We start from the raw sequence: 19,976 nt of genomic DNA on the forward strand, positions 1-19,976 counted from the left end.
AAGGTAGGTTTCTGACATAATAAAATCCCCATTGAGTTAAAATTTCAATGGGGATTGTAAGACTTTTAATCGGTTAAATCTTTGTGCAGCTGCTACATAATACCGGAAAAACCCATCATTTTCCAACCGCACTTTAATCGAAAAATTATTTTAGTTTATCTAAAATCTTTTGATGAATACCGCCAAAACTCCCATTTGACATTACCAAAATATGATCCGTAGGTTGTGCTTCCGCCACGATCATATCCACTAATTTATCAAGATTGGCTGTCCAATATGCCGGTTGCACACATTGCGCAGCAATTTCAGCCACTTCCCAAGGGATATTATCCGGCTGTAGCATAAAGACCACATCGGCCCGCCCTAGCGCTGGAGCAATTTCATCTTTATGCACGCCCATTTTCATGGTATTTGATCGGGGTTCTAATACCGCAAGAATTCGAACCCCTCCACCGACTTTATCACGCAACGCTGTTAAAGTAGCTAAAATCGCTTCGGGGTGATGAGCAAAGTCATCATAAACGGTGATCCCCTTCACTTCACCTTTCACTTCTAGGCGACGTTTTGCATTAATAAAAGAGCCTAAGGCTTCACAAGCTTTTTCTACCGAAACACCTGCATGATATGCGGCGGCTATTGCCATTAATGCATTATGCATATTATGCACACCGACCACATTCCATTTCACTTCAGAGACTTTTTTGCCATGATGGAATACCGCAAAATGAGAAGCATCCGTTGTGATACGTTCTGCAAACCATTCCTTATCTTCCCCGATAAATTGTTGCTCAGACCAAGAGCCCATAGCTAAAGTGTCTTTTACGCTTTGTTCATCGGCAAAAGAAAGAATACGCCCACTTGCCGGAATAGTACGAATCATATGATGGAACTGGCGTTGAATCGCTTTCAGATCATCAAAAATATCCGCATGGTCAAAGCTGATATTATTGATAATTAAGGTTTTAGGATTGTAATGCACAAATTTAGAACGTTTATCAAAAAACGCCGTATCATATTCATCTGCCTCAATCACAAAGAAATTGCTTTCTCCTAAACGGGCGGAAGTCCCAAAATTACCGGCAATACCACCAATTAAAAAACCGGGTTTCAAACCGTTTTGTTCTAAGATCCAAGTCAGCATACCGGTTGTAGTCGTTTTGCCATGCGTACCGGAAACCGCCAAGACCCAACGATTTCTTAATAAATTATCATGCAACCATTGCGGACCGGAAGTATAAGGTAAACGATTTTCCAGTACATACTCCACGCAAGGATTACCACGTTTTAGCGCATTTCCGATAATCACCATATCCGGTGTCGGTTGGAGTTGTTCCACATCATAATTGGGAATAATATCAATGCCTTGTTCTTGTAAAAAGGTGCTCATAGGCGGATAAACATTGGTATCCGAACCGGTCACTTTATAGCCCATTTGTTTAGCGATCATCGCTACGCCGCCCATAAATGTGCCGCAAATGCCTAAAATATGAATATGTTTCATTATGTTCTCTTACTGTACTAAAAAACGGAAAATATGATAGATCAACTCAAAGAATGAGTAAACAAGGGCTTATTTTATTAAGCCCTTTGAAAGTTTGTATGATGGAAAAAAACATTAAGCGATTCGTTCAAATCCGGCTTTTAAATCAGCGATAAGCTCATCAACCTCTTCAAAACCAATATGTACACGAATTAACGAGCCCGTCAGTTTTCTTGTGATATTCGGGCGAATTTTGGCAATTTCTTCCGGTTGATTGCATAAAATTAAGGATTCAAAGCCCCCCCATGAATATGCCATAGTGAATAGTTTGAAATGATCCATAAATTGGGCAACTTGTTCATCCGTTAAACGTTGAGTTAATTCAAAGGAAAATAAACCGCTCGCGCCATTAAAATCACGTTGGAAAAATTCATGTCCCGGGCAACTTGGCAAAGCCGGATGATAAACGGCTTTCACTTGTGGCTGTTCGCTCAACCATTTTGCGATTTTGATGCTGCTTTCATAATGCTGTTTTAGTCGCACCGCTAAAGTGCGAATTCCTCTTGCCGTAGTATAAGCCGAATCCGCATCGACCATTTGCCCCATTAAATACGAATGCTCACGTAGCTGATCCCAGGTACGCTCATTTGCCACTGCAGTGCCTATCATCACATCCGAATGCCCCACCAAATATTTCGTGCCCGCCTGAATAGAAATATCAATGCCATACTCTAAGGCTTTGAACAGCACACCGCCCCCCCAAGTGTTATCAATCATAATCACAATTTCAGGGTTTACCGCACGGACCGCATTTACAATAGCCGGAATATCCGGTACTTCCATCGTGATCGAACTCGGAGATTCTAAAAAAAGCACTTTAGTATTCGGTTGAATTAATTGTGCAATATTCCCACCAATCAAAGGATCATAATAGGTGGTATCAATCTGCATCTTTTTTAAAATAATATTGCAGAAATCTTGTGTCGGCTCATAGGCAGCACCACTCATCAAAATATGATCACCACTTTTCACAAAAGACAAAATCGCATTCGTCACCGCAGCCGCACCGCAAGGATAAAGATAACACCCTGCCCCACCTTCCATTTCACACATTAAATCTTGCAGTGCAAAATGTGTGAGCGTACCCCGACGACCATAAAACAATTCACCTTTATAACGATTTTTGGTGCAGTGTTTTTTATCCGAAATGGTGTCAAAAACAAGTGAAGATGCCCGTTGAATCACCGGGTTCACTGCGCCTTGGGTAAAACGTCTATTGCGTCCGGCATGAATAAGTGTCGTTGATAATGAATGATTTTTTGCCATAAATTTCACCTTACTTAGACAATATCAATTTAATACAAATAAAAACAGCTGTAAAAGTGCGGTCAAATCTTCTACAATATGTAGGTGCATTTTTGCATCAGCAAATTTTTATTAACTTTTATTAAAGGGGATAATGACTATGGTATTAGTAACTCGCCAAGCTCCAGATTTTACTTCATCTGCAGTTTTAGGCAATGGTGAAATTGTTGATAATTTTAACTTCAAAAAACATGTTGAAGGAAAAGCAGCGGTAATTTTCTTCTATCCATTAGATTTCACTTTCGTATGTCCTTCCGAATTAATCGCATTCGATCACCGTTATGAAGAGTTCAAAAAACGTGGCGTTGAAGTGGTTGGTGTATCAATTGACTCTGAATTTACCCACAATGCATGGCGTAATACTCCAACTGAAAATGGTGGTATAGGCCCGGTAAAATATGTATTAGCGGCAGATATTAAACACGAAATCGCCCGAGCCTATGGTATTGAACATCCAATTGAAGGTGTGGCATTACGTGCTTCATTCTTAATTGACAAAGACGGTATTGTTCGCCACCAAATCGTTAATGATCTTCCGTTAGGTCGTAATATTGATGAAATGCTACGTATGGTTGATGCCTTACAATTCCATGAAGAACATGGTGATGTTTGTCCTGCACAATGGGAAAAAGGTAAAGAAGGTATGGAAAACAGCCCTGATGGTGTGGCTAAGTATTTAAAACAAAATGCTGACAAACTATAATCTTTACTAAACCTTTATAATAAAGCCACATTATGTGGCTTTTTTTATATTTAGAGATCCTTTAGAATAGCTCTATCCATAACCAAAGTGCGGTTAATTTTCTATGAGATTTAATATTCCTATTTTCCTGACAATTTTTCGTGTCATTCTGATCCCTTTTTTTGTGATCACATTTTATTTACCTATTGAATCGGCCCCCTTTATCACGACTCTTATTTTCTTTATTGCGGGAGTCACTGACTGGCTTGATGGCTACCTTGCCCGCAAATGGAAACAAACCACCCGTTTTGGTGCATTTTTAGATCCGGTAGCGGATAAAGTCATGGTGGTCGCCGCACTTGTCCTCATTGTGGAAAATCAGCACACATTTTGGATCACAATTCCGGCAATTATTATGATTTCCCGTGAAATTATCATCTCAGCCTTGCGTGAATGGATGGCTGAATTAGGCGAACGAAACAAAGTAGCCGTTTCTTGGTTAGGAAAAGTTAAAACCACTTCCCAAATGCTTGCCCTAGGCGGTTTATTATGGCGTTATAATATTTATATGGAGATTTTAGCAATCATTTTACTTTATGTAGCGGCTATTTTAACGGTTTGGTCAATGATTCAATATTTAAATGCAGCAAAAGAAAATGTATTGGATGAATTAGAAAATAAATAATTCATTGGACTTTTTATTAAAATAAATTTTTTTCTAGTAATTCATAGATAAATAATTCATTTTGGCTGTAATGGACTATTGTGGGTTACCCTCATTTTGGATTTACATTTGCCGCCTCAAGGGTTAACTCCCCTTCTTTACTATTCTTGGTGAGTTTATCAGCTCGAAAACAACTGTTTTGCCAATGTTCACTATCTGAGTTCAATTTGCTTTTCGAGCATTTACCGAACAGTACCTATACTATAGTAAGTACAGACAACGATAACGATATACATTTTTTAAATAGAGAAAGAAACTCATAGTTCCTCACCTAATCACCAAAATCAAAAAAGTTAAGGACTATTAGACTTTTACAATAGAGAGTTGAAGATAAATAGATGGTGGGTCGTGAAGGATTCGAACCTTCGACCAACGGATTAAAAGTCCGCTGCTCTACCGACTGAGCTAACGACCCTAAGAATAGGATATTAAAGAAGTTTTTCAGCGAATAGTTAGCAGCTATTAGATGGTGCCCGAAGCCAGACTTGAACTGGCACGCCTCGAAAGGCGAGGGATTTTAAATCCCTTGTGTCTACCGATTCCACCACTCGGGCAAACTAATCTAACTAACTTATAGCGTATTATGGAGGCGTGTCCCGGAGTCGAACCGAGCTACATGGATTTGCAATCCAGTGCATAACCGCTTTGCTAACACGCCAGTAATTGGAGCGGGAAACGAGGCTCGAACTCGCGACCCCGACCTTGGCAAGGTCGTGCTCTACCAACTGAGCTATTCCCGCATTCGCTGTTAGTGGTGCGCATTTTACGGAAATTTTAAACGCTGTCAATCATAGATCTTAAAAAAAATCTTAACCGTCTAAAAAAACTGCATTTCGTTTAAATTATTTACAATAAATGATGAAAAAATGAAATTTACTGCTATCTCTTAATTTCTTCTTTTATCACTGTAGGCTTTATGCCAAAATGCTTTCATTCTTTTTTCATAAAAAGTGCGGTCACTTTTTAAATTATTTTCGAGGATATTATGACAACACAACAATATACAATTGATACCCTACTTGCTCAAGCCGGTAATCGCAGCGATGAACGTACCGGTGCAGTTTCTACGCCAATTTTTCTTTCTACGGCATACGGGCATCATGGCATTGGTGAGAGTACTGGATTTGATTATACTCGCACAAAAAATCCAACCCGCTCAGTGTTAGAAAACACTATCGCCCAATTAGAAAACGGTGATCAGGGTTTTGCATTTTCATCGGGCATGGCGGCAATCCAAGTGCTAATGAGCCTTTTTACTGCGCCGGATGAGTGGATTGTTTCCAGCGATGTTTATGGCGGAACTTACCGTCTTTTAGATTTTTCTTACAAAAATAACAATAGTGTAAAACCCGTTTATGTCAATACCGCTTCTGCTGAGGAGATTGAAGCAGCCATTACTCCCAATACCAAAGCGATTTTTATCGAAACGCCGTCTAATCCACTAATGGAAGAATGCGATGTAGCGGAAATTGCGAAACTCGCCAAAAAACATCAATTAATGTTGATCGTCGATAATACTTTCTTAACCCCCGTACTTTCCCGCCCGCTGGATTTAGGGGCAGATATTGTTATTCACAGCGGTACTAAATATATTGCCGGTCATAATGATGTGCTTGTTGGTCTGATCGTGGCAAAAGGTCAAGAACTTTGTGAACGTATCGCTTATATTCAAAATGGCGCCGGTGCAGTGCTTTCGCCTTTTGACTCATGGTTGACGGTTCGTGGAATGAAAACCCTCTCTCTACGTATGAAACGCCACCAAGAAAATGCGCAAGCCATCGCTGAATTTTTAAAATCCCAACCGCAGGTTGATTCCGTTCTTTATCCAAACAAGGGGGGAATGCTTTCTTTCCGTTTAAAAGATGAAAATTGGATCAATACTTTTTTAAAATCCATCAAGCTCATCACCTTTGCGGAAAGCCTTGGTGGAACTGAAAGTTTTATCACTTATCCGGCAACTCAAACCCACATGGACATTCCAGAAACAGAACGTGTAGCTCGCGGTATCACGAATACTTTATTACGTTTTTCAGTGGGTATCGAAAATGTAGAAGACATCAAAGCGGATTTACTTCAGGCATTTTTTCATTTGAAATAACCCTCTTGGAGGCAAGATGAAAATTGCAGTTTACAGCACAAAGAACTATGACCGTAAATACTTTGAATTAATCAATGCAAAATACGGTTTTGATCTTGAATTTTTCGACTTCATGTTGAATGAAAGCACAGCCCGTCTGGCAGAACATTGTGAGGTGGTTTGTATTTTTGTCAATGATGACGGGAGTCGAAAAGTGTTGGAAAAATTAGCCGCACTTGGCGTAAAAACCATTGCTTTGCGTTGTGCCGGTTTCAATAACGTGGATTTGAAGGCTGCACAAGATCTTGGACTTCAAGTCGTTCGTGTGCCGGCTTATTCCCCTGAAGCCGTGGCAGAACATACCGTCGGCTTAATGATGACACTTAATCGCCGAATTCATCGTGCTTATCAGCGCACCCGTGAAGCCAATTTTTCTTTAGAAGGGCTTATTGGATTTAATATGCACGGACGAACAGTGGGCGTGATAGGTACAGGTAAAATTGGGATTGCCGTTATGCGTATTTTAAAAGGATTTGGTATGCATATTCTTGCTTATGATCCTTTTAAAAACCCTGTTGCTGAGGAGCTTGGTGCAAAATATGTTGAACTTGACGAGCTCTATGAAAAATCTCATGTGATTACTTTACATTGTCCCGCTACGCCGGAAAATTATCATTTGCTCAATCGTGAAGCCTTTGCAAAGATGAAAGATGGCGTCATGATCATAAATACAAGCCGAGGCTCTCTGATTGACACGCCTGCAGCAATTGATGCCCTCAAACAGCGTAAAATAGGTGCATTGGGTATGGATGTCTATGAAAATGAACGCGATTTATTCTTTGAAGATAAATCTAATGAAGTTATTCAAGATGATGTATTCCGCCGTCTTTCTTCGTGCCATAATGTACTCCTTACCGGTCATCAGGCATTCTTAACGGAAGAAGCTTTAACCAGTATTGCAGATATTACACTTGCCAATGTATATAAACTAAAATCAGGTAAACCTTGCGAAAATTTGGTTTTCCCCTCTTAGTTTTGAGTAATTAAATTAATAACTGTACTTTAAAAAAACTCGTGTTATTCTGACCGCACTTGTAATTTAACAATATGCCCTTACATAAAGGCATTATTCACAACAAAGGAAATAAAAATGAGCCAAGTATTACACACAACCGATGCGACATTTGAAGCAGATGTATTACGTTCTGATATCCCGGTATTAGTTGATTTTTGGGCACCATGGTGTGGTCCTTGCAAAATGATTGCACCGGTATTGGATGAGCTTGCCCCGGAATTTGCCGGAAAAGCAAAAATCGTAAAAATCAATGTTGATGAAAATCAACTTGTTGCCGGTCAATTCGGTGTACGCAGTATCCCTACTTTACTTTTAATGAAAAATGGTGAGGTTGTTGCAACACAAGTCGGCGCTTTACCAAAAGGTCCGTTAGCTAACTTCATCAACCAACATCTTTAATCATTCCTAAATCCTCTTATTTACCTCAAATAAGAGGATTTTTTTATATTCTTTTCTAATCCACATTTTTTCTGTGATATTACTCACAAATCTAAAAAGCTCTTGTTTACATTTTGTTCAAATAGACTTACTTTTAATAAATAATCTTGTAACACAACTGAAACAAAGGATTATCAAATGTCTATTTCACTCTCTAAAACTTACTCTCCCGCACGTCGAATCATTACAGAAAATTATCGTCTTGACGAAAAAACGGCGGTTGATCAGCTAATGGAAACACTTGATTTAACTGAAGAACAAGAAAAACGTATTACGGATCATGCGACCAAGCTCATTAATAAATTACGTCATATTAAACAAAAACAATATGGTGCAGACGCGTTGATGGAAGAGTTTTCGCTAAGTTCAGAGGAAGGTGTGGCATTGATGTGCTTGGCAGAAGCCTTACTACGTATCCCTGATGATAAAACCCGTGATGACCTCATCTACGAAAAATTACAAGATGGTAATTGGCAATCTCACCTAGGCAATTCAAAATCTTTTTTCATTAATGCCGCCAGTTATGGCTTGATGTTCGGAAGAAAAGTTAGTGAGAATCTTACAGAAACCCAACTCAATAACAACCTAAAAAATCTCTTTTCCCGTTTTGCTGCACCGGTCATGCGTCAAATCATGGTGAAGTCTATGCAGATTATAGGGAAACAATTTGTCGCAGGCATAAATATACATGAAGCGCTGAAACATATCCAACCCCGCTACCAAAAAGGATTTACCTTTTCATTCGATATGCTGGGCGAAGCGGCTATGACTGCGACCGATGCGGATCGTTACTTCAACGATTATTTACATGCCATTGAAGAAGTCGGAAAAAATGCCGTTGATCGAAATATTTACAATGGTAATAGTATTTCAGTGAAACTTTCCGCTATTCATCCTAAATATAATCGAGCCAAATATGATCGCACAATGAATGAGCTTTATCCTCGAGTAAAACAACTCTTCTTAACAGCACAAAAATACAACATTAGTGTGAATATTGATGCAGAAGAAGCCAATCGCCTCGAACTCTCTCTGGATTTAATCGAAAAATTACTTGATGAGCCGGAACTCAAAGACTATAAAGGTATTGGTTTTGTTGTGCAAAGCTACTCCAAACGCTGCCCTTATGTTTTAGATTACTTGATCAATCTTGCCCGTGAAAAACAACATTATTTGATGATACGACTAGTCAAAGGTGCTTACTGGGATAGTGAAATCAAATGGGCACAAACTGACGGTTTAGATGATTTCCCACTTTTCACCCGTAAAAATCATACTGATATTGCCTATGTTGCTTGCGCCAAAAAATTGTTGGCTGCACAGGATGTCATTTACCCCCAGTTTGCTACTCATAACGTGCTAACAATGTGTACCATTTATGAACTCGGACAAGGAAAAAAATTTGAGTTTCAGTGCTTATACGGTATGGGTGAAAATCTTTACGATAATATCGTGGGTAATGAAAACTTCAACCAACAAGTACGGGTTTATACGCCTGTCGGTACTCATGAAACCTTGCTTGCTTATCTTGTCCGCCGTTTACTTGAAAATGGAGCCAACTCCTCCTTTGTCCATCAATTAGTGGATGAAAGCATTCCTGTTTCTCAGTTAGTCACACCGCCGTGGAAACTTTACAGTAAATCCAATGGCGAACCAAATAAACTGGTACGTAAACCCCTTGAATTATTTCGCGATCGTCTTAATTCTGCCGGTTTTGACTTAACCAATGAGCTGGTATTGGGAAAACTTGAGCAAGCCTTAAATAATGCACAAATTGAAAATGCAGAATCAATTACTGTGCTGACCAATCCGACTCAACAAGCCATACAGCATGTGAAAAATCCTGCCAAACTAGCAGAAACAGTGGGAGAAATACGTTTCTTAGAAATTGATCAAGCACAAACCGTATTTTCAGCCGCCAACAACCTAAACTGGAACACACAAAGTGCGGTTGAAAAAGCCAATGTTTTACGTAAAGCGGCTGATCTCTATGAAGAAAATCATGGATTATTGATGAAATTAGCAATGATTGAAGCAGGTAAAACATTAACAAATGCCATTGCAGAACTTCGGGAAGCCGTTGATTTTCTCCGTTATTATGCCAACCAACTCGAACATTTAGCCGCTATCGATAGACTTGGTGAAGCTCGTGGCAAAGTGCTTTGTATTTCCCCTTGGAATTTCCCATTAGCAATCTTTACCGGTCAAATTGCCGCTTCTCTCACAGCCGGTAATGCGGTGATTGCCAAACCGGCAGAACAAACCTCACTCATTGCTTATGCTGCAGTAAAATTACTGCACCAAGCCGGCGTTCCAACAGAAACTTTACAACTTGTATTAGGCGCAGGTGATCTTGGTGCGGCACTCGTTCAACAACCATTTGACGGAGTAGTATTCACCGGTTCAACTGAAGTGGCAAAACTTATCGAAAAACGTTTAGCCGTTGCCGATAATGATCCTGTTTTGATTGCGGAAACAGGCGGGCAAAATGTACTGGTAGTCGATAGCTCCGCTCTACCGGAGCAAGTGGTAGCAGATGTATTAAGTTCCGCTTTTGACTCAGCCGGTCAACGCTGCTCTGCTCTCCGGATTCTGTTATTACAGGAAGAAATTGCCGATCAATACTATCGAATGATTAGCGAAGCCATGAAAGAATTAAGTCTTGGTGATCCTCGTTTACTTGAAACAGATATTGGTCCAGTCATTGACGAAGAGGCAAAACAAAACTTACTCAATCATCAAGCTAATATGCGTAAGGTAGCGCTATCTTATACTGAACTGGATGTGCTGGAAGGCGGACATTTTATCGCCCCATCCATTTATCTATTGGACAATCTCAATCAACTACAAAGAGAAGTATTCGGCCCAATTCTTCACATCATTCGTTATCGCAAAGATGAACTCGTTACCGTACTTGATGAGGTAAACAAAAAAGGCTATGCCCTCACCGGGGGCTGCCACAGCCGAATTAGTAAACAAATGAATTTCGTGGAAAAACACCTCAATTGCGGCAATTTCTATATTAACCGAAATATCGTGGGGGCTGTCGTGGGAGTACAACCATTCGGCGGGCATGGTTTATCCGGCACAGGACCTAAAGCAGGAGGAGAATTTTATCTGCAACGCTTAACCCGTACACCAAATTATTACAGTCAATTTGGTGATGAAAACAGTCTCCCACAATCTAAACCGGTATTGGAAAGTATTACCGGCGAACATAACAGCCTTGCTTATTTACCTTGTGAGGTCGCAATCCTTAATGGCGATTTATCTGCTTCTCAAGCTGCGGCAGAAAAATTATTATCAGCCGGTTTCAGTGTTCTGGTAGAGCCAAGTCACCCGCTTGCCCAAAGTCAGCAAACCGGCATTCGAGTTGATACTAAACTCGGATATTGCCAAAAAGGTATCTATTTAACCGCACTTGATACACAACGCCGCCTATGGTTAGCTGAAAACAGTAAAGCGATTTTTAAATGTTTCGACTGGCGTACAACACAAGATTTATTACCTTTATACGATGAATTCTCCCGTAGCTATAACACAACGGCAGCAGGCGGAAATACATCATTAATGGCAGCAGAGGAACATTGATTTAAAAAGTCTGTAAAAAAATCACAATCTTTGTTTTCTTTTTATGATTAACAAGCGACAATAACGCCCTTTGTAGAATGGGGTTGATTCAGTCACAATAAGTTATATCTAAAATGACAGAATAAATCCCCTACATGGACTAGTACCTTATAACAGGAGTAAAGCTATGCAGATTTACATCACATTCGGCTTGTATTTATTGGTAATTTTAGGCATCGGTTTGTATGCTTATCGTTCCACTCAAAACTTTGACGATTACATACTTGGCGGACGAAAAATGGGAAGTTTCGTAACCGCAATGTCCGCCGGAGCTTCCGATATGTCAGGTTGGCTCTTAATGGGATTGCCAGGTGCAATTTACCTCTCTGGCTTATCCGAAGCATGGATTGCTGTTGGACTAACCGTCGGCGCATTTCTAAACTACAAAATTGTCGCAGGTCGTTTACGTATTTTCACTGAAAAATATAATAATGCTCTTACTTTACCGGAATTCTTCGCCCAACGATTCCCACGTCAAAAGAAAACGTTAAAAATCATTTCATCTTCCATTATTTTATTTTTCTTCACAATTTACTGTGCTTCCGGTGTCGTCGCAGGCGCAAAATTGTTCCAAAGTTTACTTGGATTAGATTATTACACTGCCCTTTGGTTAGGTGCAATCGCAACAATTGCTTATACCTTTATCGGTGGTTACTTAGCCGTGTCTTGGAGTGATACTATCCAAGCCTCTTTAATGATTTTTGCACTCATTCTTGCGCCGGTGATGGCATTCGTCAATATTGGATGGGACGAAATCAACGCAGCATTAGAGGCTAAATCTGCTGCAACAAACATTCCATATAGCAACTGGTTACACAATGTATCGGGAATTGGCGTTATTTCTGCTCTTGCTTGGGGGTTAGGCTATTTTGGACAACCACACATTTTGGCCCGTTTCATGGCGGCAGATTCTGTGTCAGCACTTAATAAAGCACGTACAATCGGTATTGTGTGGATGTTCCTCTGTCTGGGAGGGGCAGTATCGGTAGGGTACTTCGGTTTAGCTTATTTCACTCACCAAAATATCCCTCTCGAGAATGCAGAATCTATCTTTATTGAGCTTTCAAAAGTCATGTTTAATCCGTGGGTTGTTGGCGTTGTATTATCTGCAATTTTAGCGGCAGTGATGAGTACACTTTCAGCTCAATTATTAATGTGTTCAGCCGCAATTACTGAAGATTTCTACAAAGGTTTTTTCCGTAAAAATGCATCGAGCCAAGAATTAGTATGGGTTGGTCGATTAATGGTATTAGTCATTTCTGTCGTGGCCATTATCATCGCTCAAGATCCGAACTCTAAAGTAATGGGATTGGTATCTTATGCTTGGGCAGGCTTCGGTGCGGCATTCGGCCCTGTCGTCATTCTCTCACTCTTTAATCGTAATATTAGTTCTAAAGCAGCATTATGGGGAATGTTATCAGGTGCAGTAACCGTTGTTATTTGGAGTCCATTAATGAAATTCTTAGGCTGGGATGATTTATCTCAACTTTATGAAATTATCCCGGGTTTCTTAGTTTGCTCATTTATTACGCTCAGCTCCTCTGTATTCGCTCCTGTGCATCCACTTGTTGCCGAACAATTTGACGAAGCATTAGCGGAATTCGAATCCAGAAAATAACTAAAAACGAGGATTATCACTAAATAAACAAATTCAGGTTTGTGCAACTGCTACGTAATACTAAAAACTCAAAGTGCGGTTAAAATTAACCGCACTTTTTTATAATCGCTATTCTATCTCAAGAACTTTCCGATTTTCTTCTGTTTCCGGTTCAAGGTCGAGTTTTGCCATAAGTAATTGATCACCATCTTCTTCCGGGTTACCGGTAACAAGCAATTTATCACCATAGAAAATAGAATTGGCGCCAGCCATAAAACACATCGCCTGCATTTCTTCTGTCATACCTTGACGTCCTGCCGATAAGCGAACATAACTTTTTGGCATGGTAATTCTTGCAACAGCAATAGTACGAACAAATTCCGTCCAGTCCAAATCTTCAGCCTCCGCAAGAGGAGTCCCCTCTACTTTGACTAATTGATTAATGGGAACCGATTCAGGTTGAGGATCTAAATTTGCAAGGCTGGCAATCAGTCCGGCTCGTTCTTTACGGGTTTCATTCATCCCCACAATACCACCACAACAAACTTTTAAACCCGCTTTACGCACTTTACCTAGGGTACTTAAGCGATCATCAAAACGACGTGTACTGATGACCTCATGATAATTTTCCGGAGCAGTATCGAGATTATGATTATAATAATCTAACCCTGCCTCTTTCAATTCTTCTGCCATTCCATCTTGCAACAATCCAAAAGTACCACAAGTCTCTAAGCCAAGATCTTTTACTGCCTTAATAATTTGCGTTACTTTTTCCATATCTTTAGGTTTTGGCCCTCGCCATGCCGCCCCCATACAAAATCGCCCTGCACCACGGGATTTTGCGATTTTGGCTTTGGCAATAACTTCATCTACATCCAATAATTGCTGATTTTGCACACCGGTTTGGTAACGTGCTGATTGCGGACAATAACCACAATCTTCCGGACAACCACCGGTTTTTATAGACATCAATGTTGAAAGTTGAATTGCCTGCGGATTGAAATGTTCACGATGCACTTGCGCAGCACGATAAATCAATTCTAAAAAAGGGGTTTCATATAATGCCTCTACTTTACAAACAGACCAATACTCCACTGAGGGATGAGGCGTAATTTCACTTAATTGAACAGATTGTGTGGTTGTCATAATTTTTCCTATAAATTTTGTCCTTGATGAATATGAATAATACGATCAATATGCCCTTCTAATTCTTTCGGCTGGTGCGTAACAAGCAGCAAGGTTAGCATCTTTTCATTACATAACTGGTCGATCAACTTTAACATTTCCATACGCAATTGCGGATCAAGTGCAGAGAAAGGCTCATCTAATAATAAAATAGGTTTATCGCGTAACAAACAACGTGCCAATGCAACACGTTGTTTTTGTCCACCGGAAAGTGCGGTTGATTTTCTCGTTAAAAAATCCTGTAAATTGACCGCACTTGCCGCCTGTTCAATCCGTATTTTCTCTTCTCTTGAAAGAGACAAATTCGGTTTTAAACCTAATGCAATATTTTCCGCAACGGTCAAATGTGTGAACAAATTATTTTCTTGAAACAACATCGAAACAGGGCGTTCATAAGGTGCGCTTCTTGTGTGATTTTCACCGTTAAGCCAGATTTCGCCCTCACTGGCATAATCAAAACCGGCGATCAAATTTAATAAGGTACTTTTCCCTGCCCCACTCTCACCGATAATTGCAACTTTTTCTTGCCTCGCAATATGTAAATCAAATTTCATCGGCATAGATTGATAATTAAATTTCACTTGTTTTAATTTAATCATTGTTTCCCCTATTACGCTCAATAAACATAAATAATGCAAGGCACAGGCTAAGTAAAATCAACGCTGTGATCGCCGCTTCTTGATTCCGATATTGCCCGATTTGTTGATAGAGCAAGTGTGGTAAAGAGGTAAAATCCGGGCTACCAAATAACGCAATAGCGGTAAAATCCCCTAAAGAAAGCGTTGTCGCCAAAGCAAACGTGTATTTTAACGGTGCTTTTAATAAAGGATATTCAATTAATTTAAAACGTTGCCACCCTATAAGATTTAATGATAAACATAGTTTTTCATAATACTGCATAGCTTCTTGCATCATTGGGGGATTTAAAATGCGAATCACAAAAGGCATTGCCGCTAACGCATTACACAGTACGACAATAAAAAATAAATGTATATTAGTAAAATCTATTTCCTGCAAAAGTAAAAACAATCCCACCGCAAGAATTAATGTTGGAATCGCTAAAATCATCATGCCGCCGGTTTGAATAAGTGTTGCAAACACAGGAAAATGAAGCCATTGTAGCTGACGGGAAAGTAAAAGTAATAAAAAAGAAAATACTATCGCTAATGCACCCGAAATCGGTGCCATAGAAATTGAATAGATTAACGCTTTCCATAATTGGGGATCTTGCCAAAAACTAAACCATTCACGGGCTGTCAAACCTTCCACGACAATATTCACTAATGGCATGAAAAGAAATAAACATACGCTAAACAACACAAAAATATTCAAAATTTTGACCGCACTTGAAGGGGGCATCTGCCAAATATAGCGTTGGGAAAGATTGGTTTCCGGTGGTTTGGCAAAAATTTGGGATAAACCAAACAATACAAAGCAAAAAACAAATTGAATCAAGGCAAACAAAGCAGCTTTAGGAAAATCAAATTCAAAGAAAATAGCTTGATAAATAGCGACTTCCAAAGTGCTATTTTGTGGACCTCCGCCAAGAGAAAGCACGATAGTAAAACTGGTAAAACACAGCATAAAAATAAGCACAAAAGTCGGCAAAATCGAGTTTTTAAGATAAGGTATTTCAATTAAACGAAAAAATTGCCAACTTTTAATATTTAATTGTGCGGCTAATTGATGTTGTTCTACGGGAATCGCTTGCAAGGCTTGCAGTGTTACCCTCGCCGCAAGGGGAATATTAAAAAATAGATGTGCAATTAATATGCCGTTCAGTCCATAAATGGTCGGTTTCCAATGAATCCCCAACCATTGCATGAGTTGGCTTAACCAGCCCGTCGTGCCATAAATTCCGAGTAAGCCAAAGATCGCCAACAGAGCCGGCAATACAAAAGTCAGGGAAAGTAAGCGCTGTATAAGGTGTTTCCCTAAGAAAGATTGATAAAAAAGCGCACGGCCAAACAATGCGCCGATCAGCACGGAAAGTAGCGCCGATAAAAAGGCTTGTCCGAAACTAAAAAAGACAACCTGGTGTAAATAATCGTCTTGCTTGAACGCTTCCCAAGAATAATTTCCACCAACAGAAAATACTGCAGAAAGCGATGTGGTATAAAGCAAAACAATGAAAAAAATGACCGCACTTCCGCCAATATAATGACGAGGACGGAAATGCGGATGAAAAAACAGCGATATCATTCTGTATTATTTAGAAAGCGCTTTTTGCCATTGGTTGATCCAAGTTTTTAATTGATCACCCGTGATTGTTGAGGTATCCAATACCGGTGAGTTTTGGGTATGTTTCTTTAACTCATCAATATGACTTTCGATAGGGCTGTCAATAACAGGTAACATTACGTTATTTTTCGCAATATCGGCTTGCGCTTCCGGTGAAATCAGATAACCAAGAAAATAATCCGCACAAACATTATTGCGGTTAGCCACTTTAGCCACCACTTCTACTTGTAATACGCCGCCTTCACTAAACTCCGTTGCCATATAGTTATCTTTTTGTTCAGAAAGGATATGATAAATTGGCGAAGTGTTTGTACTTAGCACGAGATCGCCCTCTCCTTTTAAGAATGCGCCATAAGCTTCAGTCCAACCTTTTGTCACTGTTACCGTGTGTTCAGATAAGGCTTTCCATACATTTTGTGCTTCGGCTTGCGGATAGAGTGCGTTTACCCAAAGTAATAAACCACGCCCGATACTGCTGGTACGGGGATCTTGATACAGAACTTTTAAATCCTTACGTTCAATCAACTCTTTCAGACTTTTTGGCGGATTAGTTAATTTATTCTTGTCGTAAATAAACGCATATTTTGCAAAATCAAAAGGCAAGAATGTGCGATCATCCCATTTTATGGGTAAAGCCAATTTACTGAGATCAACTTGATTAGGCTCAAACATCGCTAATTTTTTTGCTTCATCCATTTGATGGTGATCTAAGCCTAGCACCACATCTGCTTTAATTTTTTTCCCTTCTAAACGGACACGATTAAATAAAGTGCCATTGTTATCAAAAGCCACATAGTTTAATTGGCATTGAGGAAATTGCTTCTCAAACCCCGCTTTTACCTTTGGCCCTGCGCTCCAGTCAGCACTAAAAGAGTCGTAAGTATAAACGGTAAGTGGTTGTGCAGTAGTTTGCGCAAATATAGAGGAGGCAAAAAGTGCGGTTGAAATGAGGATTATTTTCTTCATTATACTGTCCTTATAAAAATAGAAATGAAGAAACAGCCTAATGAAAAGAGTTAGTTTCCTACGCCAGCATTATCTGTTTCAGGTTCACGGGTATCTCTCAGCCTAACAATGTTAGCACCCCGACTAAGGCTCAAAGTCTATATAAACTTTAAAAAATACACAAGCACCTTAAAACAAAACTGTTAGTTTGATCACAAAATTTAAACAAAAAGAAACCCGCATAAGCGGGTTTCAGAAACAGAAGATTAAGCCTGGTGTTTTGCTGCCACTTCACTTAATAAAGTTTGTAACTCACCGGCTTGATACATTTCTAACATGATATCGCACCCTCCTATTAATTCGCCTTCAACCCATAATTGTGGGAAAGTTGGCCAATTAGCGTAAGCAGGTAATTCAGCACGAATATCCGGATGCTGAAGAATGTCCACATAACCAAAAGGTACTTTACAGTTCATTAATGCCTCCGATGCACGGGCGGAAAAACCACAAGAAGGCAATTTCGGTGAACCTTTCATATAAATTAAAATTGGGTTTTCGCTGATTTGTTTTTTGATTTTGTCTAACGTTTCCATAATGTTCCCCATAAAAAATGTAGGTGTGCATTCTAACATAAGTTAGAGGTATCACAAATTAGAACTTGAGTGATTATGTCAGGTTTACCAACTTCCGCCGGCACCACCGCCACCAAATCCTCCTCCGCCAAAACCGCCCCCCGATGAGCCGCCACCGCCGAATCCGCCACCAAATCCTCCGCAAAAACCGGAGCCTCCTCCACGACGACGGGATAATGTTGATTGACGCACAATTCGGTTCAATTGATCACGCTGATTTGGGCTGATATAAATTTCATCTTTGTGATATTGATATTCACCAAACACCACAAAGGCAATAAATACTAACACCATAATAAAAGGAATGAATTTATCAAACTCACTCTCTTCCATTTGATAAGCGCCATATTCCCCTTGGCTTGCGGCAATAATATCATTCAGACCATCGTTAATACCTTGTGCATACTGAGCTTGCTTGAATTGAGGTAAGATAGCATTGCGAATTACTTGTGATAAGAATGCATCGGGCAATACGCCTTCTAATCCTTGCCCAGTCGCAATAAACACTTTACGATCATTTTTGGCAATCAGCATCAAGACACCATTGTTCAGTTGCTTGCGCCCAATTCCCCACTTATCGCCTAAAGCAAACGCATAATCCGCAATTTCATATTCACCGGTAGTCGGAACAAGCACAACAGCAATTTGTGAGCTGGTCGCATTACCATAAGATATCAGTTTATTTTCAAGAATTTGCTGTTGTTGGGGGGAAAGCGTGTTCGTGTAATCATTCACATAACGGAAAGGATTTGGTATAGGCGGAAACTGTGCGGCTGCAGCAAAAGTGCTCCAAAAAACGAAGATAAAAACAACCGCACTTTTCAATATTTGCAAAAGTTTAGTCATGAATAATCACCTCATTTGATAATTCATTTTTGTCATCCGGTTGAATAGGGAAATGCGCCTTTAAAGTATCGGCAATGCGCTCAATTGCCTCTACAATACCTTTTGTGTAAGCCTTTAACTTAAATTGCTCAATCATTAAATCACATTGCTGCTGCCAATAAGCCTCATTAACGAATTGATGAATCCCTCTGTCCCCAATTATCGCACAAAGATGATCCTTATATCCCACGTAAATCAATACTGAGTTTTGTGCGGAAGTCATATGCATTTCAAGTTCATCAAACACTTGCAAAGCACGTTCTACTGCTGATAATCCTTCTGAAGTTTTAGGTAATTTTCGCTCTATATAAACACGTAGCTCCGCCGAACTTTCATTTTCAAGGCGGACAATCGCCGCCTCTATTTGTTTTATATCGACAGGAATCCTTGAAAAGAATCTCATCATTTCTACCTTAATTAAAATTCACAGTAGGCGCATTTTCAGCACCAGATGCAGATTTAAAATAAGGTTTTTCCTTAAACCCAAAAATTAATGCGGCAAATTTTGTTGGGAATTGACGTACTTTTTGGTTATATACTCGAGCTGTATCATTAAATTTATTACGCGCAACATTAATACGGTTCTCAGTTCCTTCCAACTGCGCTTGTAAATTCATAAATCCCTCATGGGCTTTTAACTGTGGATATTGTTCAACAGTAACAAGCAATCTGGATAATGCCGAGCCTACTTGATTTTGATCCTGTTGGAATTGTGCAAGTTGTTCTTCTGTCATATTGGCGGGATCAATTTTAGTTTGTGTTGCTTTTGCTCGTGCTTCGATCACATTAGTTAAAGTTTGTTGTTCAAAGTTTGCTTGACCTTTCACAGTATTCACTAAATTAGGAATGAGATCGGCACGGCGTTGATATGAGGATTCAACATTCGCCCATACAGAATCAATTTCCTCTTCAGCTTTAACCAAACCATTATAACTAGACATTAAAGTAAATCCAGCAACCACTGCTACAAGAATAATTACAAGCCATTTCTTCATGATAATTTTCCTATTAATAAAATTT

17 protein-coding genes, 4 tRNA genes and 1 riboswitch are annotated in these 19,976 nt (G+C 39.6%); of the genes, 7 read left to right on the forward strand and 14 right to left on the reverse strand.

What is annotated here, in order from left to right; genetic code table 11:
• Positions 1 to 145: 145 nt before the first annotated feature.
• Together mpl and metC are read right to left on the reverse strand one after the other, a co-directional pair.
• On the reverse strand, positions 146 to 1,501 hold the full coding sequence (gene mpl, locus BKG94_RS00005) for a UDP-N-acetylmuramate:L-alanyl-gamma-D-glutamyl-meso-diaminopimelate ligase (RefSeq protein ID WP_077432992.1): 1,356 nt from the start codon (positions 1,499 to 1,501) through the stop codon (positions 146 to 148).
• A 114-nt stretch (positions 1,502 to 1,615) separates the two neighbouring features.
• Positions 1,616 to 2,806, reverse strand: coding sequence for a cystathionine beta-lyase (metC, locus tag BKG94_RS00010; RefSeq protein ID WP_077432994.1), 1,191 nt, complete (start codon positions 2,804 to 2,806; stop codon positions 1,616 to 1,618).
• Positions 2,807 to 2,945: 139 nt separating this feature from the next.
• On the opposite strand from metC, the gene BKG94_RS00015 reads away from it, so the two are divergent.
• A complete protein-coding gene (locus BKG94_RS00015; RefSeq protein WP_077432996.1) occupies positions 2,946 to 3,548 on the forward strand; it encodes a peroxiredoxin C in 603 nt (200 codons plus the stop codon).
• Between the two features lie 103 nt (positions 3,549 to 3,651).
• Complete coding sequence (gene pgsA / locus BKG94_RS00020) at positions 3,652 to 4,212, forward strand: CDP-diacylglycerol--glycerol-3-phosphate 3-phosphatidyltransferase (protein WP_077432998.1); 561 nt, start codon at positions 3,652 to 3,654, stop codon at positions 4,210 to 4,212.
• 378 nt (positions 4,213 to 4,590) lie between these two features.
• Here pgsA and BKG94_RS00025 read toward each other — a convergent pair.
• The 4 genes from BKG94_RS00025 to BKG94_RS00040 form a co-directional block, all read right to left on the reverse strand.
• Positions 4,591 to 4,666 (reverse strand) — tRNA-Lys (locus tag BKG94_RS00025).
• A 52-nt stretch (positions 4,667 to 4,718) separates the two neighbouring features.
• A tRNA-Leu gene (locus BKG94_RS00030) sits at positions 4,719 to 4,805 on the reverse strand.
• Between the two features lie 30 nt (positions 4,806 to 4,835).
• Positions 4,836 to 4,909, reverse strand: a tRNA-Cys gene (locus BKG94_RS00035).
• Positions 4,910 to 4,915: 6 nt separating this feature from the next.
• Positions 4,916 to 4,991 (reverse strand) — tRNA-Gly (locus tag BKG94_RS00040).
• Positions 4,992 to 5,236: 245 nt separating this feature from the next.
• On the opposite strand from BKG94_RS00040, the gene BKG94_RS00045 reads away from it, so the two are divergent.
• The 5 genes from BKG94_RS00045 to putP all read left to right on the forward strand — a co-directional run bounded on the left by BKG94_RS00045 (position 5,237) and on the right by putP (position 13,089).
• Complete coding sequence (locus BKG94_RS00045) at positions 5,237 to 6,349, forward strand: methionine biosynthesis PLP-dependent protein (RefSeq protein ID WP_077433000.1); 1,113 nt, start codon at positions 5,237 to 5,239, stop codon at positions 6,347 to 6,349.
• A gap of 16 nt (positions 6,350 to 6,365) precedes the next feature.
• Complete coding sequence (locus BKG94_RS00050; protein WP_077433002.1) at positions 6,366 to 7,361, forward strand: 2-hydroxyacid dehydrogenase; 996 nt, start codon at positions 6,366 to 6,368, stop codon at positions 7,359 to 7,361.
• A gap of 117 nt (positions 7,362 to 7,478) precedes the next feature.
• Entirely contained in the window at positions 7,479 to 7,802 is a 324-nt protein-coding gene (gene trxA / locus BKG94_RS00055; RefSeq protein ID WP_077433004.1) for a thioredoxin TrxA, read from the forward strand.
• Positions 7,803 to 7,979: 177 nt separating this feature from the next.
• Positions 7,980 to 11,432, forward strand: coding sequence for a bifunctional proline dehydrogenase/L-glutamate gamma-semialdehyde dehydrogenase PutA (gene putA / locus BKG94_RS00060; protein ID WP_077433006.1), 3,453 nt, complete (start codon positions 7,980 to 7,982; stop codon positions 11,430 to 11,432).
• A gap of 166 nt (positions 11,433 to 11,598) precedes the next feature.
• A complete protein-coding gene (putP, locus tag BKG94_RS00065; RefSeq protein WP_077433008.1) occupies positions 11,599 to 13,089 on the forward strand; it encodes a sodium/proline symporter PutP in 1,491 nt (496 codons plus the stop codon).
• A gap of 108 nt (positions 13,090 to 13,197) precedes the next feature.
• Here putP and bioB read toward each other — a convergent pair whose 3' ends face one another.
• The 8 genes from bioB to BKG94_RS00105 all read right to left on the reverse strand — a co-directional run bounded on the left by bioB (position 13,198) and on the right by BKG94_RS00105 (position 19,951).
• On the reverse strand, positions 13,198 to 14,214 hold the full coding sequence (gene bioB, locus BKG94_RS00070; RefSeq protein ID WP_077433010.1) for a biotin synthase BioB: 1,017 nt from the start codon (positions 14,212 to 14,214) through the stop codon (positions 13,198 to 13,200).
• A gap of 8 nt (positions 14,215 to 14,222) precedes the next feature.
• The gene (thiQ, locus tag BKG94_RS00075) at positions 14,223 to 14,852 is read right to left on the reverse strand and encodes a thiamine ABC transporter ATP-binding protein (protein ID WP_077433012.1); all 630 of its coding nucleotides are present in this window, start codon (positions 14,850 to 14,852) and stop codon (positions 14,223 to 14,225) included.
• Complete coding sequence (gene thiP, locus BKG94_RS00080) at positions 14,845 to 16,455, reverse strand: thiamine/thiamine pyrophosphate ABC transporter permease ThiP (protein ID WP_077433014.1); 1,611 nt, start codon at positions 16,453 to 16,455, stop codon at positions 14,845 to 14,847. Before thiP ends, thiQ begins: the two co-directional genes overlap by 8 nt.
• Before the next feature lie 6 nt (positions 16,456 to 16,461).
• On the reverse strand, positions 16,462 to 17,460 hold the full coding sequence (thiB, locus tag BKG94_RS00085; protein ID WP_077433016.1) for a thiamine ABC transporter substrate binding subunit: 999 nt from the start codon (positions 17,458 to 17,460) through the stop codon (positions 16,462 to 16,464).
• A gap of 38 nt (positions 17,461 to 17,498) precedes the next feature.
• A riboswitch (TPP riboswitch) is annotated at positions 17,499 to 17,592 on the reverse strand.
• Positions 17,593 to 17,705: 113 nt separating this feature from the next.
• Positions 17,706 to 18,032 (reverse strand): Grx4 family monothiol glutaredoxin, encoded by a 327-nt coding sequence (gene grxD, locus BKG94_RS00090; protein ID WP_077433018.1) that lies wholly within the window; start codon positions 18,030 to 18,032, stop codon positions 17,706 to 17,708.
• 84 nt (positions 18,033 to 18,116) lie between these two features.
• Positions 18,117 to 18,917 (reverse strand): TPM domain-containing protein, encoded by an 801-nt coding sequence (locus BKG94_RS00095; protein ID WP_077433020.1) that lies wholly within the window; start codon positions 18,915 to 18,917, stop codon positions 18,117 to 18,119.
• Positions 18,910 to 19,359, reverse strand: a complete 450-nt coding sequence (locus BKG94_RS00100) for a TPM domain-containing protein (RefSeq protein WP_077433022.1) — start codon at positions 19,357 to 19,359, stop codon at positions 18,910 to 18,912. Before BKG94_RS00100 ends, BKG94_RS00095 begins: the two co-directional genes overlap by 8 nt.
• Positions 19,360 to 19,369: 10 nt before the next feature.
• On the reverse strand, positions 19,370 to 19,951 hold the full coding sequence (locus tag BKG94_RS00105; protein ID WP_077433024.1) for a LemA family protein: 582 nt from the start codon (positions 19,949 to 19,951) through the stop codon (positions 19,370 to 19,372).
• Positions 19,952 to 19,976: the final 25 nt, after the last annotated feature.

This window comes from Rodentibacter ratti, assembly GCF_002000485.1.
In the GTDB taxonomy this organism is placed as follows: domain Bacteria; phylum Pseudomonadota; class Gammaproteobacteria; order Enterobacterales; family Pasteurellaceae; genus Rodentibacter; species Rodentibacter ratti.

Bases quoted from the DNA above. Each gene is read 5' to 3' on its own strand.
- BKG94_RS00045 (WP_077433000.1), top strand. From the start codon at position 5,237: ATGACAACACAACAATATACAATTGATACCCTACTTGCTCAAGCCGGT.
- thiB (WP_077433016.1), bottom strand. From the start codon at position 17,460: ATGAAGAAAATAATCCTCATTTCAACCGCACTTTTTGCCTCCTCTATA.
- BKG94_RS00095 (WP_077433020.1), bottom strand. From the start codon at position 18,917: ATGACTAAACTTTTGCAAATATTGAAAAGTGCGGTTGTTTTTATCTTC.
- putP (WP_077433008.1), top strand. From the start codon at position 11,599: ATGCAGATTTACATCACATTCGGCTTGTATTTATTGGTAATTTTAGGC.
- bioB (WP_077433010.1), bottom strand. From the start codon at position 14,214: ATGACAACCACACAATCTGTTCAATTAAGTGAAATTACGCCTCATCCC.
- trxA (WP_077433004.1), top strand. From the start codon at position 7,479: ATGAGCCAAGTATTACACACAACCGATGCGACATTTGAAGCAGATGTA.
- BKG94_RS00050 (WP_077433002.1), top strand. From the start codon at position 6,366: ATGAAAATTGCAGTTTACAGCACAAAGAACTATGACCGTAAATACTTT.
- putA (WP_077433006.1), top strand. From the start codon at position 7,980: ATGTCTATTTCACTCTCTAAAACTTACTCTCCCGCACGTCGAATCATT.
- BKG94_RS00100 (WP_077433022.1), bottom strand. From the start codon at position 19,359: ATGAGATTCTTTTCAAGGATTCCTGTCGATATAAAACAAATAGAGGCG.
- thiP (WP_077433014.1), bottom strand. From the start codon at position 16,455: ATGATATCGCTGTTTTTTCATCCGCATTTCCGTCCTCGTCATTATATT.
- BKG94_RS00105 (WP_077433024.1), bottom strand. From the start codon at position 19,951: ATGAAGAAATGGCTTGTAATTATTCTTGTAGCAGTGGTTGCTGGATTT.
- grxD (WP_077433018.1), bottom strand. From the start codon at position 18,032: ATGGAAACGTTAGACAAAATCAAAAAACAAATCAGCGAAAACCCAATT.
- metC (WP_077432994.1), bottom strand. From the start codon at position 2,806: ATGGCAAAAAATCATTCATTATCAACGACACTTATTCATGCCGGACGC.
- mpl (WP_077432992.1), bottom strand. From the start codon at position 1,501: ATGAAACATATTCATATTTTAGGCATTTGCGGCACATTTATGGGCGGC.
- pgsA (WP_077432998.1), top strand. From the start codon at position 3,652: ATGAGATTTAATATTCCTATTTTCCTGACAATTTTTCGTGTCATTCTG.
- BKG94_RS00015 (WP_077432996.1), top strand. From the start codon at position 2,946: ATGGTATTAGTAACTCGCCAAGCTCCAGATTTTACTTCATCTGCAGTT.
- thiQ (WP_077433012.1), bottom strand. From the start codon at position 14,852: ATGATTAAATTAAAACAAGTGAAATTTAATTATCAATCTATGCCGATG.